This is a genomic window from Alteromonas sp. 07-89-2 (assembly GCF_013113925.1).
Classification (GTDB): domain Bacteria; phylum Pseudomonadota; class Gammaproteobacteria; order Enterobacterales; family Alteromonadaceae; genus Alteromonas; species Alteromonas macleodii.
The window spans coordinates 102016-117351 of record NZ_VTYM01000005.1 but is presented as its reverse complement, the minus strand read 5'-3'; the positions used below and the strand labels follow the sequence as shown (position 1 = coordinate 117351).

The following is a 15336-nucleotide window of genomic DNA, read 5'->3' as shown; positions in this document are numbered from 1 at the left end:
CTTTAAATCGATTTACATCGACATAAACTGCTCAAGGACCATTGTTAAGTCATGGTTTGAGAACGGCTTTTGTAAGGTGGCATCAGCCCCTATCTCAAGCGCGCGCTCCAGGCTAATTTCATCGAGTGCCGATATGACCACAATTTTGAGATCTTTATATTTACTTTGATCTCGCGTGAATTCGATAACGCTGTAACCGTCCATGCCTGGCATACTTAAATCGAGGGTCATGACTTTGGGCTCGTATTGGCTTAGCATAATCCCCGCTTGGAAGCCGCCTGTAGCGATATACGACTCATAACCCGCCCGTCTGGCCACGCGCTGAATAGACTTGGCAACTGGCATTTCATCGTCAACAATTAATATTGAGGGCGTGGCAATGCCTTTCAATGAATCGGGAATTGGCATGTCGTGTCGTTCAAGAAAGGCGACAAAATCTTCTACTAATACTCTGTTGTTTCCACGCCCAGGAAGTTTGAAGCCTTTCAGCTTGCCGCTTTCAATCCATCGAATTACGGTGCGCAGATTTACATCGCAATACGAGGCTATTTCGCCTGAGGTCAACGTTTTCATATCTATGCCTTGTAGATTTATTAATCGAAATTATAGACGCTGAACAGCGAAGGGACAAAGTAGACAAAAGGATGAAATGTGACATTTGTGACAGCGCTTAGTAGAGGTGGCTGTGTTGTTCAGCTTTTATGAGGGGCATTAAGAAAAACGGTGCAGCGGCATTCATTGAATTCGTAAATATAGGCAATAATCATGATCCATGCACGTTAACGGCTAGTAAGTTCAAAATAGGTCAACAGTGGCTAAAACAATAGCTTGCTTTTAATCAGCGAAGCCCCATCATTATTCTATCAAAGTGTTAAGAGTGAAAAAGATTATGACAACCCCTGCAATTGAAATGGTAGATGGTCTACCAATTTTTTCTGCTATTGAACCTGCCTCTATTAAGCCTGCAATTGAAAAAGCCATTGCGGCGTGCAAAAGCGAAATAGATGAGGTCGTGGCGTCGAAAGATTACTCTTACAAAAATCTAGTGCTGCGCCTTGAAGAGGTCGATGATCGTTTAAGCAAAATGTTCTCGCCGGTTTCTCATATGAATAGCGTGGTGAGCAGCGATGAATTGCGTGAAGCTCACGATGCGTGTTTGCCATTACTATCTGAGTATGGAACTTGGGTAGGCCAGCACGAAGGCCTTTACAATGCTTATGCTTCCCTCAAAGCGTCTGACGAATTTGCGACTCTAAGCGAAGAACAACAAAAAGTGATTGAAAACGCCGTTCGCGATTTCACCTTGTCAGGTGTAGCGCTTCCCGCAGAGCAAAAGAAGCGTTTTGCAGAGATTCAGGCAAAGCTTAGCGAGCTATCATCAACCTTTTCCAATAATGTGATGGACGCCACTATGGGCTGGACTAAACACATTACCGATGAAGCTGAACTTGCCGGTATGCCAGAGTCAGCCCTTGAAGCAGCGGCGCAAGCTGCGCACCAAAAAGACTTACAAGGCTGGTTGTTTACGTTAGACATTCCGTCTTATTTGCCAGTCATGCTTTACGCCGATAATCGCGAACTTCGCGAAGAAATGTATCGCGCCTATGCAACAAAAGCGTCTGATCAAGGCCCTAATGCGGGTAAGTGGGATAACACCGATATAATCAAAGAAACCTTAACGCTGCGTACTGAACTGGCTGAATTGTTAGGTTTTTCAAGTTATGCAGAGCGTTCACTGGCGACTAAAATGGCGGATTCTACCGATCAGGTCATCGGTTTCTTGCGTGATTTGGCGGCTAAGTCTAAGCCTCAGGCAGAGAAAGAGCTTGAAGAAGTACGAGCGTACGCGAAAGACAAGCATGGTGTCAGCGAGCTAGCGGCATGGGATTTACCGTATTACAGCGAGAAACTGAAACAGGAAAAGTACACGATTTCTGATGAAATGCTTCGCCCTTATTTCCCCGAAGATAAAGTGCTGTCTGGTTTATTCGAAGTTGTACATCGCCTGTATGGCTTAAAAATTATTGAGCAGCCTGGCATCGATACGTGGCATAAAGATGTACGTTACTTCACCATTACTGACGATGCCGATGTGATGCGCGGCAGCTTTTACCTAGACTTGTACGCACGAGCTAAAAAGCGTGGCGGCGCGTGGATGGATGAATGTCGCGTACGTCGTGAAAAAATGAATGGCGAATTGCAGCTACCCGTTGCGTACCTTACCTGTAACTTCAACGCACCTGTAGGGGATAAGCCAGCGCTATTTACCCACGATGAAGTGGTGACCATGTTTCATGAGTTTGGTCATGGGATCCATCACATGCTTACTAAAATGCGCGTAGCCGGTGTATCTGGTATTAACGGTGTGCCATGGGATGCGGTTGAACTGCCAAGTCAGTTTTTAGAAAACTGGTGCTGGGAAGAGGACGCGCTTAACTTTATCTCTGGTCACTATGAAACTGGCGAACCGCTTCCTGCTGATTTATTGGAGCGTATGCTTGCTGCACGGGATTACCAGTCAGCGATGCAGATGGTACGCCAGCTTGAATTCAGTCTTTTCGACTTCTTACTGCATAGCGAAAAGGGCAGTGAGGTAGACGTACAGGGCACATTGGATAAAGTGCGTGAAGAGGTGGCCGTGGTCATTCCTCCATCGTTTAACCGTTTCCAAAACGGCTTTGGTCACATATTTGCTGGTGGATACGCAGCGGGCTATTACAGCTATAAGTGGGCCGAGGTGCTTTCTGCCGACGCGTACAGCAAGTTTGAAGAGGATGGCATTTTTAACCGCGATACGGGCAAGGCGTTCTTAGAAAACATTTTAGAAATGGGCGGCAGTAAGCCTCCTATGGACTTGTTTGTTGCTTTTAGAGGGCGCGAGCCCCAAGTTGACGCTTTGCTTCGTCACAGCGGTATTAAAGGCTAGGCACACATGAAAGAGTCTAAGTTAGAGTCTTTTCAATCTATCTACCGCCGAGCGTGCGAGCGCAAAGGCGGTGAAAGGGTGCTTGAAGCCATGCTCCAAGCACCGCTTTCTAAAGCGCAAATTGAAGCAATTCCTGACGACCGTTTTTTAGCGGCGATGACCAAAAAAGTGTTCCAGTCAGGCTTCGTGTGGCGAGTTATTGAGCAAAAGTGGCCCGACTTTGAAACCGTGTTTTTCGGGTTCGACATTGATAAAGTGTTGTTGATGCCCGATGAAATGTTAGAGCAAAAAGCGTCAGATAAGCGCATTGTTCGCAACTATAAAAAAGTGATGACAGTGCGTGACAATGCCATGATGATCAAAGACGTAGCCCTGGAGCACGGTAGCTTTGGTAAGTTCGTAGCAGGCTTTGAAAAAGACAATATCACTGAGCTTTGGGCGTTTTTGAAAAAACGCGGTGCGCGATTAGGCGGTAACACCGGCCCCTACATGCTTCGTGCACTAGGCATAGACACGTTTTTATTCTCTCGTGACGTGGAAGATTACTTGCGAAAGAATGAAATTATCGACGGTGGCTTAACCTCGAAAAAGTCGCTGTCGGCGGCCAATGCGGCATTTGCGCAATGGCATGAGGAAAGTGGCCGTTCTTTGCAAGAGATCAGTGCGATTGTTGCCTATAGTTGGGGCACAAACAATCAGGTAGCGTAGAGCAAGCTGCTCTAGTCTTCTAAACAAGCGAGCTTGTGCCTTGCAGGCTCCGCTTTTGTAAAGGTCAAAGGCTTGATTTACATCAGGAGACAGTCAGGCATAAAGCTTTTGCTTGAGCACACAATCCTATACACTTCGGCATTAATAAAAATATTCAAATTACAGGACTGTCATGAGCGACAATCAAACTCCCGCTACGCAAGCAGACTCTGCAATCGACAATGCTACTGAGCACACAACGCACTTTGGTTTCAAACAGGTGGATAAAGGGCAAAAAGCCTCTTTAGTTGCTAATGTTTTTGACTCTGTTGCAGCAAAGTACGACGTAATGAACGATCTTATGTCGATGGGAGTGCATCGTTTATGGAAGCGTTTCACAATAGACTGCAGCGGTATTCGCACGGGCAATAAAGTATTGGATATTGCCGGTGGTACTGGCGATTTAACCGCTAAGTTTTCACGTTTGGTAGGTCCTACAGGGCGCGTAACCCTTGCCGATATCAACTTGTCTATGCTGAAAGTAGGCCGTGATAAGCTTCGCGATCGCGGCTTGGTAAGCAACATCGATTATGTGCAAGCTGACGCGGAAGCACTGCCTTTCCCCGACAACCATTTTGATGTGGTGACCATGGCATTCGGCCTTCGCAACGTAACGGAAAAGCAAAACGCGCTTAATTCTATTTTTCGCGTGTTAAAACCAGGCGGCCGTTTACTGGTATTAGAATTTTCTAAGCCTACGTCAGAGCAGCTCAGCAAACTTTACGATATGTACTCGTTTCACATTTTGCCAAAAATGGGTCAGCTAGTGGCGAACGATGCAGAAAGCTACCAATACCTTGCGGAAAGCATACGTATGCACCCAGATCAAGAAACCTTGAAGGGGATGTTCGAGCAGGCTGGCTTCGAGCAATGTGATTACCAAAACCTGACTGGCGGTATTGTAGCGCTACATAGAGGTTATAAGTTTTAATGCCTACTTCTGCGCTGGTTACCGCAACGGCTGAATCGGTTTTAAACAAGTTGCTGTCTTTAGACGAAGACAGCGAAGTAAGGCTAAAAGCGCTTGCTGGCGCCAGGTTTACCGCGTTCATTTCGCCGCTTCCTTATGGTATTACGCTGTCGTTTTCTGACCGTATTGACGTACTCAGCGAACAAGGCTCGTTTGAAGACGCCGTCGCGTCCCTTGGGCCGAAAGACTGTTGTATTAAAGCGTCGCTACAAACCTTGCCAGAGTTAAAAGAAACCAGTCAATTGACTCGTCTTATTCAGCAAAAGGCCCTCTTTTTGGAAGGAGAGCTCAATGTTGCTCAGCAGGTCAGTGCCTTGTTTCAGCAGCTCGATATCGACATTGAAGAGTTGCTGGCACAAAAGACCAACGATGTTATTGCCCATCAGACCGTGAAAACGGTGAAAACCGTGCATGAGAAGTCGATGTCAGCGCTAGCGTCCATGGCGAAGGTATTCGGCAACGCCGTAGTAGAAGAAAAGCAGCTTGCTGCACACAAGCTGGCGGTTATGCACTTTAGTGACGAAGTTAATGCGCTTCGCGATCGAGCAGAAAGTGCCGATGCGAGACTGCGCCGCCTAGAAGAAAAATTTAAGTAAGATTGAGAGAAACAGGCTCATAAATGCGTATTGTTAGGTTATACCGAATTAACAAGGTATTGTTGGAACACGGCTTAGACGAACTTATTCCAGCAAAGTGGTTACCCTGGTACGCGCGGGCTATGCGTCATACCATTTTTTGGGTGCGAAACAAGCACAAGGGCAAGTCAGCCGGCGAGCGTATTACCCTTGCACTACAAAACCTTGGGCCTGTTTTTATTAAATTCGGCCAGATGCTCTCTACCCGCCGAGACTTGCTTCCCCCTGCCATTGCTAACGAACTTGCCCGTTTACAAGACAAAGTTCCGCCGTTTTCATCTGACGCTGCACAAGACATTATCAAGCAAGCGCTAGGGCTTTCTGATTTAAGCGAATTATTCAGTGAATTTGAAAAAGCGCCGCTGGCGTCTGCCTCTATAGCCCAAGTTCACGCGGCAAAGTTGAAGCATAACAACGAAGACGTCGTGGTAAAGGTATTGCGCCCAGATATTCGCGATACCATCGTGGCGGACATGGAGCTTTTATTTAGCTTGGCTAACGTGCTTCAACGCTGGCTTCCTGACGGCAAACGTCTGCGTCCTGTCGAAGTGGTTGTGGAATACCGCAAGACCATTGTTGATGAGCTTGATTTACTGCGTGAATCTGCAAATGGTATTCAGTTAGGGCGGAACTTTGAAGGCTCAGACGCCTTATACGTACCTAAAATTTACAGTGACTACTGTCGCAGCAATGTGTTGGTTATGGAGCGTATTTACGGTCTGCCAATCTCGAATATCGACGCATTACTTACCCAAAATACCAACATGAAAAAATTGGCCGAGCGCGGTGTGGAAGTATTCTTCACTCAGGTATTTCGCGACAGTTTTTTCCATGCAGACATGCACCCGGGCAATATCTTTGTTTCTACCGAACACCCTGAAAACCCCAAATATATCGCCATCGATTTTGGCATTGTGGGTACGCTCAATCGTGAAGATAAGCGCTATCTGGCTGAGAACTTTATTGCCTTCTTCAACCGCGACTATCGCAAGGTTGCCCAGCTTCACGCCGACTCAGGTTGGGTACCGCAGGATACCAATATCGATGAATTCGAGATGGCCATCCGCACGGTATGCGAACCTATATTCCAAAAGCCACTGGCTGAAATTTCCTTTGGTAACGTGCTGCTGCAGCTATTTAATACGGCACGACGTTTCAATATGGTTGTGCAGCCACAGCTTGTGCTACTGCAAAAAACATTGCTGTATATCGAAGGTTTAGGCCGTCAGTTGTATCCTCAGCTCGACCTTTGGAAAACCGCTAAGCCGTTTCTTGAAAACTGGATGAAAGAGCAGATTGGCTTTACCGCCATGATGGGAAAGGTGAAAGACAACTTACCTTTCTGGTCTGAAAAACTACCTGAAATGCCAGATTTGTTGTACGACAGTTTACAGCAAATGAAGCGCTTGCCATTGCAACAACAAAGGGCACATTTGGCACTGCTTCAAGAGCAAAAGAAAACAACTCAGACCACTCATTTAAGCGTAGTGGGCGCCACCTTTGTGTTAATGACAGCAATACTGCCAATGTACCCATTATCTTGGTATTTCCCAGCAAGTACGGGTGTAATTGGCGCAATTTGTTGGTATTTAGCGTGGCGAAAAGGGCTGTGATTTTTGTTACGCTGCGGTGAAATATTTATGAATTCCGTAGTTAATTAATTAATTTGTATAGTAATCGTCCCGAAGAGTGTTATAGTGGATACGGCTCTAAGCCAAAGTCTTTAAATAGACGCGATTTTGTATTATTTGCTATATGTAAAACCACTCGAGTTACCCGGTAATTTGTTGTAAGTTGTTTGTCCATTCGTAAGTAAGACCCAATACTCCGCCAATTTAAAGACTCTAAAGAACTTTGTTACACGCGCTTATGCGCAATTTAATACGATATTTGAGGTCTATACGACATGTCTAAAGTTACAGGCACAGTTAAGTGGTTCAACGCTGATAAAGGTTACGGTTTTCTAACTCAAGATAACGGCGGTAAGGACGTTTTCGTTCATTTCCGTGCGATCATCTCTGACGGTTACAAAACGCTTCCAGAAGGTCAGCGAGTAGAATTTGAAGTTGAAGAAGGTCAAAAAGGTCTTCAAGCTGCTAACGTGCAAGCTATCTAAGAATTCAAAAACGGCGGTCATTTGACCGCCGTTTTTCTTTCTAATGTCTGTATTTCCGCACTCACGCTAAACGCGCGCCAAAGCTTTTAGTGCATAAAGCTTTTAGTCCATATCGCTTTGGTATATATCATTTTTAACGTATAACGCTTTTCATCAATAGCTAGTCTACTGCGTCGCTATCGTCATCCTCTCTCGCCTACACCACATAAGCACTCGTTCAACCCAATAAATTTAAAGCTCGCAGCATATTCCTAATATCAGTACGCCACGGTATTGCGTAGTCATAGCGTTTAATGCTTTACTCATCTCAACGACCATTTAGGTAACACCGGTCCGTACAGTTAATTACCCACTCAGCAAGACGCAATGTGTTCGTAATTACGGCCTGTTACCGCAGGTATAAATACGTCTACAGGGAGTGCTTAATGCGCATGACATCAACTATTCGATCTTCATTGGCCACCGCGCTACTTATTCTAAGTTCAAACCTTGCTTATGCTGCTCAGGCAAATGGACAAGTCGATGAGCAGGGTGTTTTAGCAATGGTGCTTAATACCGAAATCCGTATGGCAGACGTCGTGCCCAGTGAAGAAGAACGTAAAAACTTGAAGCTGCAAGCGAAAGACAATTACGCAGGTATGCTTGATTATGTGGTCCGTGTAAATGCGTCTAACAGAATTTATGAGCTTGTTTTAGAGGACTACGCAAAACAAAAAGGCATAACTGTTAACCAAACACTGGTAAGCAAGTTTATCGAGAAGTTTGAAGGTCAGGTTTCAAGTGAAACGGCAACGAAACCCATTAAAGAGATAGCGGCCAAGCAGGTTATACAGTTTCAAACAGAAAAAGCGATGTATGAAGAGTTTGGAGGGCGTGTTATCTTTCGCCAGTCTAACCCGCAAATGCCGATTGACGCTTACAATACACTGCTATCTCGCTATCGCGATGCAGGTAAACTTAGCATAATAGACGAGGTCTTGCGGGATGCATTTTGGGATGTATTCACGCCTCCCTTTCAGTACGAAATTGCACCAGAAAATGTCGACTTTAATCAGCCTTGGTGGCTGTAAATAGCCTCCATAAAAGTAAAGCGCCTGACGTAATTCGCTGAAAAACTGAGAACATGGAAATAAAGGGCAACATCTCACTATGCGTAGTGAAAAAACAAGCGGTATAGACACAATAGATAAAGCCATTTTGGCCATGCTACAGAATAACGCTGACACGCCTGTCGCAGAAATCGCTGAGCAAGTTGGGCTTACGGTAACGCCCTGCTGGCGGCGTATTCAAAAGCTAGAAGAGAAGGGCATAATCTCTAGGCGAGTAGCGCTGTTGCAAGCAAAACACCTAGGGCTGGCCATGACCGTTTTCGTGCAAGTAAAAGCGGGCAGACATGATGGAAAGTGGCTGGCAAGTTTCGCCAAGCACGCCGCGTCGTTTGATGAAGTTGTTGAATGTTATCGTATGTCTGGCGAATACGATTACCTGCTAAAAGTCCTCGTTACCGATATGGATTGCTTTGATCATTTTTATAAGCGATTGGTTAACGGTATAGAGTTTTCCGACGTCACTTCAAGCTTTGCAATGGAGCAGATTAAGTACACAACCTCGGTACCGCTTAACCATATTTAACCCCTCATAATTAGCATTGGTTTTCTCAATACCTTCGGTGATAGATGAGGCAATTTGCAGTTGAAGACACTAAGTAATACCAGTCCGCATAGATAATTACCCACTCAACGAGAGTTAAAATGTTCGTAATCGCGGCGTGTTACCGCAGGTATAGTGGTTCTACATCAAGGTGACACAACAAAGAGTACGAACATTTTAAACTTGCCAGCGTCTTCTGAGTGGGCAATTATCTGAGCGGATTGGTACAACACAAATTCGATAACTTCCCGATTAAAAATCTGAAAGAAAAAAGCAACCGTAGCGGTCTATTTTTGTTCAATTGTAGGAAAAGTATATATTTTGTCCTACCACGAATAGAAAAGGGTGCAGAGACGTGCGACAAGTATAGGCGTGCCCCTAAATAATATGGGGGTTATATGTTTAAAACCATCAAGCAAAGAATCTTGCTCGGTTATCTTCTCGTTGTAATTGTGTCGCTCATCGCGGCAATTGTATTGACTAAGAACAACGCCAATGTCGAAAACTTAGTAGAAGCCTACGTGGATGAAACATTACCCTCGTTAAGCGCTATCGATGATATACAAACTCAAAGTAAAGAGCTGGTGCTTATCGCGTATTCCTTATACGGAACCACAATAAATAGTCGCGAATATAACGGGCAGAAAGACCGGCTCGTCAACGATACCATCGCCAAATTTTCCCAATTCAGCTATATGGGAAGCGATGCCGCTCAAGAAAAGTTTGATGTACTGGTTGCGTCAGCTGCGTCTTTACAGCAAACGATGTCAGCAACATCTATAGATTGGGATACTGCACGGGAAAATCTTCAAGTCATTACCCAAGCAGCATCTGAACTAAATGCACTTTTAACCGGGGTACGCTCGGGTGTTGAGCGTGCTGCAAACTCTCGAACCATGGCTATTTCTGCTGAACTCAGTGTGAGCCAGTTCACTATCTACAGCCTAATCATATTGCTACTGGCTGTATCGATAATGGGCTACATACTTGCTAAGCGGAATATCGCAAATCCTATCGAAGAGATGGCTAAGAGGCTTGACGATATTGCAAAAACACGCAATTTACAGTCACGTCTACCTACTCAAAATTTACAAGAACTCCACGCGATAACGCATAGCGTTCAAGGTCTACTAGCCGTATTTCACAAGGGAATGACTGACCTTCAACATGCAGTGAATGACCTGAACCACTCATCACAAACACTTAACAGTGCAACATCACATTCTTCAACCGCTATCTTAAGCTTTCAAGGAGACATCAAGCAGCTAGTGTCAGTCATGGATAATCTGTCTGATGAAATGGAACATAGCCTTACTCTATCTATAAAGGCTGCGGAACAAGCGAAAGGTAGTGCCCACCAGATAGCGCAAGGTAAGGTGGATGTGGAAACCACAGCGCGCGCCATCTCTGATTTAACCCTGAACATTGATAAAACTGCTACTACGTTAGATAAGCTGCAAAGCGATGGAAAAAACGTATCGAGTGTGGTGAAAACCATTGCTGAGATTGCTGATCAAACTAACTTATTGGCACTTAATGCTGCAATAGAAGCGGCAAGAGCAGGAGAGTCGGGTAGAGGTTTCGCGGTGGTGGCGGATGAAGTGCGTACGCTAGCATCAAGAACTCATCAATCGACAGTTGAAATTAATGCCATGTTAGAAAAAATAGTGCAGTCAATTCGTGATTCTGTACAAACTATGACTTCGAATAAAGACAAGGCACACAACGCATTGGGGCTTGCCAATGAGCTGGTGATTACGTTGGAAGACGGACGCAAAAGTGTTTTATCGTTAGTTGAGGTGAGCAATGAGGCTTCGGCTCTTGTACAACACGCTAAAGATCAGGTGCAAGTTGCACGCGAAGGGGCACTAGATTTTCAAATGCTGGGCGATCAAGTAAAAGCCGCGAATACCAATGTGAATAGTGAAGCGAAAAGCTTATTCAGCCTGGCTGAGAACCTTCAGGAAAACGTTAATAGATTTAAATTGAGCTAAAAAAATGGGGCCGGTTTGACGGGCCCCATATAAATTAATGATTTTGGTCTTCAACGTGCTGGTCGGCAAATATCTTGGATTTCTTTTTGATTTTACATCCTAAGATACGCTGCGCATTTTTACGGCCGATATAGTGAGCGACTGTGTAGGGGTGCGCGCGCTTGAAGAACCGTGAGAACGAATGGAATACATTTTCCATGGTATTGGCTCCTTCTATTAAAAATTGCCCCAAATAAAATATAGTAATATTACAGTTTGATGTCAACAAAATATTTAACGGTAAGTAACGTTTAAATTTTGATCACACCTTAAGGGTAGACTAGCTAACGCTAAACATCCCCTAGTCATTGGTATACATTGTTCGAGGGAAAGGATCATATTTTGATCGCAGGTTTTCAGATCGAGTTCGTGGATTGGGGATACTGGTCGCCGCAAATGCCCCAAGCACAGGAAAGGCGTCGGGAACCGCAAGAAACTCGCAATGTACAGCGTTTAGTATAGCGCTGAATAGAAAGTGAACACCATTGAATTTCAATGATGTTCACTATTGTTTCAAGTAATTGGGATCTGCTGCGATCCCATTAACAAAGGCTAGTAGTAAGAAAGCTTCTCTGATTTACCGGAGAATATCTTATATACCATGGCCGTATAAGCCAAAATAATAGGTACTACAATAACTACGCCAACAAGCAAGAAGCGCAGAGAGCTTGCATCACTAAGCGCATCCATCACCGTCATCTGTCCAGGGATGATAAACGGATAGTAGCTTATGCCAAATGCGGTGAAACAAAGTAAAAATACTAGAAGGGCAATAAAGAACGGAAGCCATTCGCCTTTCCCTTGTGCATCAGGCAGTTTTTTAAGCAACACACCACATAGTGCTAAGAGCGCAAAACACGCTACTGGAATAGCGAAAAGCACATAGCCCCAAGGAGCAGACAACCATAAATCTCGCACGTCATCGTGTAAGGTTAGGTTTGCGATACTTACCGCGACAATCCCTACTGCCAGTACCCCTAAACCTCTTCTGGCCCAGTAATACGCTTTTTGTTGAAGCTCACCTTCGCCTTTAAGTATTAACCAGCACGAGCCAATAAACGCATAGGCAGCCGTAACACCAAATGCAGCGAGAAGTGCAAAGCCTTGCGCCCAAATATCTGTGCGAAGCCCCGTCACGTATATACCTAACATATACCCTTGAGCTAATGTGGTTAAAAGCGAACCGTATTTGAATACCATGTCCCACTTACGCTTTTTCACCTGCACAACCTTGGCGCGAAAATCGAACGCTACGCCGCGCAAAATAAGCCCTAATAACATGAAGGTTGCAGGCAAGTACAAGGTTTGTAAAAACTCACTATGGGCTTCAGGGAAAGCAATAAGCAGTAGACCTATGGCGAGCACAAGCCACGTCTCATTAGCATCCCAGTAAGGGCCTATGGAGGCTATCATGTCATCGCGAAACGCTTCTGTTCTTGGCGGAATAAGTACACCCACACCCAAGTCGTAGCCATCTAAAATGGCGTACAGCAATACAGATAAACCAAGTAAACCCACATAAATATTTCCGAGCATTTCTGCTGATACACTTTCAAACATGTTTGCTCTCCTTAAACCGTGCTTGGGTCTGGGTCAGTAGGTTGCATTTTTGCCTTGGCAACTTCGCGCTCTTCCGTCGTTATCTCTTCAATTTCAACGGCTCTTCTGCACATCAACATAAGTGTTCCCATGTATGCGATTAGAAGCACTGTATAGATAACAAGATAAAGCGTGAAAGACAGAGCAATATTCGCCGGTGGCAATTGGGTAACGGCATCAGCGGTTCTTAACACACCGCTTACCAAATAGGGCTGACGGCCTATTTCCGTTACGTACCAGCCTGCTAACGTAGCAATCCAGCCGCTAAACGCCATGCCTGCAAACGTGCGTTTAAGCCAAATTGGGAAGTCTTTGTTACGCATAAGATAAAGACTGCCAAGCCATGACACAGCGAGCATCAACATGCCCATACCCACCATAACCCTAAAACCGAAGAAAACAGGAGCAACAGGCGGATGCTCTCCTTCAAACTCATTTAACCCTTTAATCTCGCCCTTAAGTTCGTGAGTAAGAATTAAACTTGCGCCATAGGGAATGGGAATTTCAAAATGATTCTCTTTGCTTTCTTCGTCAGGAATTGCAAAAAGTAACAAAGGTGCACCTTCAGTGGTTTCCCAAAGTCCTTCCATCGCCGCTACTTTCTGAGGCTGATGTTCAAGCGTATTTAAACCATGCATGTCGCCAGCAAAAATTTGTAGCGGGATTAACACTGCCGCCGTATAGGTGGCGGTTTTAAGCGCGAGCTTAGGCGCAAGCTTGTCGTCGCCTTTAAGCATGCGGTAGGCTGAAAGCCCAGCAATCAGGAAGCTGGCCGTCAGTCCAGACGCTAACATCATATGTACAAAGCGGTAAGGGAAAGACGGGTTAAAGATAATTTCTTTCCAGTTTGTGGCGTACACCACACCGTCGACCACTTCAAAGCCCTGTGGGGTTTGCATCCAGCTATTTAAGGCTAATATCCAGAACGCAGAAGTAGTGGTGCCAAGTGCAACAATAAGGGTTGAAGCCGTATGCAGCCAGTTCGGAACACGGCGTATGCCAAACAGCATGATGCCTAAAAACGTGGCTTCTAAGAAAAAGGCGGTAAGTACCTCATAACCGAGTAGTGGCCCCGCCACATTACCTACTTTCTCCATAAATCCAGGCCAGTTAGTACCAAACTGAAATGACATGGTGACGCCGCTTACTACACCCAAGGCGAAGCTTAGGGCAAAGACACGTACCCAAAAGCGATACATACGCATCCACACAGGGTGACCTGAAATATTAGAGCGCAGCTTAAAGTAAAATAGAAACCAGCCCATCGCCATGGTGATGGTTGGAAACAAAATATGAAAACTAATATTTAACGCAAATTGTAAACGAGACAGCAAGAATGCATCCACAGAAGGCCCCCTTAGTTAACGCTGTTTTTCCCCGGAAGTAGCTTGTCCTTAAGCTCAAGCATACGGCCCACGCCAGAACCCAACTTCATCAACGTGTTTAACTTTTCAGGCCCAAGATTTTGAAGCTCTTCAGACCATGCCGTAATTGATTCGAGTAAATCGTGAATTTCGTTCAGTTTATGTTGTGCATTTGCCTCTTTTTCATTGGCAGGTGCGTCAAGCAACAAATCACGCAGTAGACTCATGGTTGGGTCTATCTCGCGCTTTCTTCGTTCTTCAAATACTCTATTGGCCAATGTCCAAATATCGCCAGCCGGAATAAAGAACTCTTTTCTCTCACCAGGAACAAGATGCTGTTTAACTAAGCGCCATGACTGAAGCTCTTTTAAACCCATGCTGGTATTGCCTCTGGATATGTTGAGCGCATCTGCAATTTCCTGCGCCGAAATGGGCTCTTCGTTTAAAACAATAAGCGCAAGAATTTGCCCTACTGTTCTGTTGAAACCCCAACGACTTCCCATTTCGCCAAAGTGCATTACCGCAGATGTAATTAAAGGCGTCATTTTCATTTTTACCTTCCAGAAGTTTCAGAAATTACTGAAAGTTTAGTTATTAGTTTGATCAAGATCAATAGAAAGAGAATAAAAATAAGAAAAATTTAATGGCGAGGAGCTAATTACCCGAATTTAGGATGACCCAAAATAACGCAACGAATGCTTGATGTATTTGAGTAAAAAAACGTTTCAAATCCAAAAGAGTGCTAAGTGATAACGTCTGATGGAGGTTTGTTTTCTTTCCATCTTTATGTTTTGTTCGTGATGAGGGAGCACGGCCTTTAATAGGAACTGAGTTTACTCAAAACATGGATTTTTGACCTCTTGGTTAATTATAAAGCTTAACTCTGAGATGTGGTTCAATACGTGAGTATTGATTTTTATACCAATATGAAGGTGTGGGTTTTAAATAATATCGCTCGATAATAAATCTAATGATTCATACAGCTAACTAAATTTGGGGGTTTAGTAATTGCTATAGGGGTTTACCCCTATCCTTGTTGTCTTATCCTTATGTCTACTGTCTTTACACTTTTCAACGCGTTATGGTCTGCTTTGCTCAGTAACTCTATATAAAATAAAGAGATATTAGTTTTTGTTTATTAATAGTTACTGCTTTCTATCTGGCGAGAAGTTAAATCTTGTACTAGTTTTCAGGTTTTATCATTTGAATGTATTCAATGGTTTTTTACGTTGAGTTCGATGAAAACAAGCATGAAGTGATTACAACTGAACCCGATAGCTAACTGTTTTAAAAAGA

General features: G+C 44.5%; 14 protein-coding genes. 9 read left to right on the top strand and 5 right to left on the bottom strand.

Going from position 1 to position 15336, the window contains the following annotated elements; genetic code table 11:
- Positions 1-12: 12 nt before the first annotated feature.
- Entirely contained in the window at positions 13-573 is a 561-nt protein-coding gene (locus F0261_RS05450; protein WP_014977552.1) for a response regulator, read from the bottom strand.
- Positions 574-889: 316 nt separating this feature from the next.
- On the opposite strand from F0261_RS05450, the gene prlC reads away from it, so the two are divergent.
- From prlC to F0261_RS05405, 9 genes are all read left to right on the top strand, one after another.
- Positions 890-2926 carry an oligopeptidase A gene (gene prlC, locus F0261_RS05445; RefSeq protein ID WP_039233979.1) on the top strand — a complete coding sequence of 679 codons (2037 nt, stop codon included), beginning with the start codon at positions 890-892 and terminating at the stop codon, positions 2924-2926.
- A 6-nt stretch (positions 2927-2932) separates the two neighbouring features.
- Complete coding sequence (locus tag F0261_RS05440; protein WP_014977550.1) at positions 2933-3634, top strand: DNA-3-methyladenine glycosylase I; 702 nt, start codon at positions 2933-2935, stop codon at positions 3632-3634.
- A gap of 172 nt (positions 3635-3806) precedes the next feature.
- The gene (ubiE, locus tag F0261_RS05435) at positions 3807-4604 is read left to right on the top strand and encodes a bifunctional demethylmenaquinone methyltransferase/2-methoxy-6-polyprenyl-1,4-benzoquinol methylase UbiE (RefSeq protein ID WP_156086995.1); all 798 of its coding nucleotides are present in this window, start codon (positions 3807-3809) and stop codon (positions 4602-4604) included.
- Positions 4604-5239, top strand: a complete 636-nt coding sequence (locus F0261_RS05430; protein ID WP_171337410.1) for an SCP2 domain-containing protein — start codon at positions 4604-4606, stop codon at positions 5237-5239. The genes ubiE and F0261_RS05430 overlap by 1 nt, the downstream gene beginning before the upstream one ends.
- A gap of 23 nt (positions 5240-5262) precedes the next feature.
- Entirely contained in the window at positions 5263-6891 is a 1629-nt protein-coding gene (ubiB, locus tag F0261_RS05425; RefSeq protein ID WP_171337409.1) for a ubiquinone biosynthesis regulatory protein kinase UbiB, read from the top strand.
- Positions 6892-7184: 293 nt separating this feature from the next.
- Entirely contained in the window at positions 7185-7394 is a 210-nt protein-coding gene (locus F0261_RS05420) for a cold-shock protein (RefSeq protein WP_012519905.1), read from the top strand.
- A gap of 425 nt (positions 7395-7819) precedes the next feature.
- Entirely contained in the window at positions 7820-8464 is a 645-nt protein-coding gene (locus F0261_RS05415) for a hypothetical protein (protein ID WP_171337408.1), read from the top strand.
- Between the two features lie 79 nt (positions 8465-8543).
- Entirely contained in the window at positions 8544-9026 is a 483-nt protein-coding gene (locus F0261_RS05410; RefSeq protein ID WP_014950937.1) for an Lrp/AsnC family transcriptional regulator, read from the top strand.
- A gap of 416 nt (positions 9027-9442) precedes the next feature.
- Positions 9443-11038 (top strand): methyl-accepting chemotaxis protein, encoded by a 1596-nt coding sequence (locus F0261_RS05405; RefSeq protein WP_171337407.1) that lies wholly within the window; start codon positions 9443-9445, stop codon positions 11036-11038.
- A 34-nt stretch (positions 11039-11072) separates the two neighbouring features.
- Here the strand turns inward: F0261_RS05405 and F0261_RS05400 are convergent, their stop codons facing one another.
- From F0261_RS05400 to F0261_RS05385, 4 genes are all read right to left on the bottom strand, one after another.
- Entirely contained in the window at positions 11073-11237 is a 165-nt protein-coding gene (locus tag F0261_RS05400; protein WP_014950935.1) for a hypothetical protein, read from the bottom strand.
- A gap of 392 nt (positions 11238-11629) precedes the next feature.
- Positions 11630-12637 (bottom strand): cytochrome d ubiquinol oxidase subunit II, encoded by a 1008-nt coding sequence (locus tag F0261_RS05395; protein ID WP_101566066.1) that lies wholly within the window; start codon positions 12635-12637, stop codon positions 11630-11632.
- Positions 12638-12648: 11 nt separating this feature from the next.
- Positions 12649-14022, bottom strand: coding sequence for a cytochrome ubiquinol oxidase subunit I (locus F0261_RS05390; protein WP_014980453.1), 1374 nt, complete (start codon positions 14020-14022; stop codon positions 12649-12651).
- 11 nt (positions 14023-14033) lie between these two features.
- A complete protein-coding gene (locus F0261_RS05385) occupies positions 14034-14591 on the bottom strand; it encodes a GbsR/MarR family transcriptional regulator (protein WP_014999724.1) in 558 nt (185 codons plus the stop codon).
- Between the last annotated feature and the right edge of the window lie 745 nt (positions 14592-15336).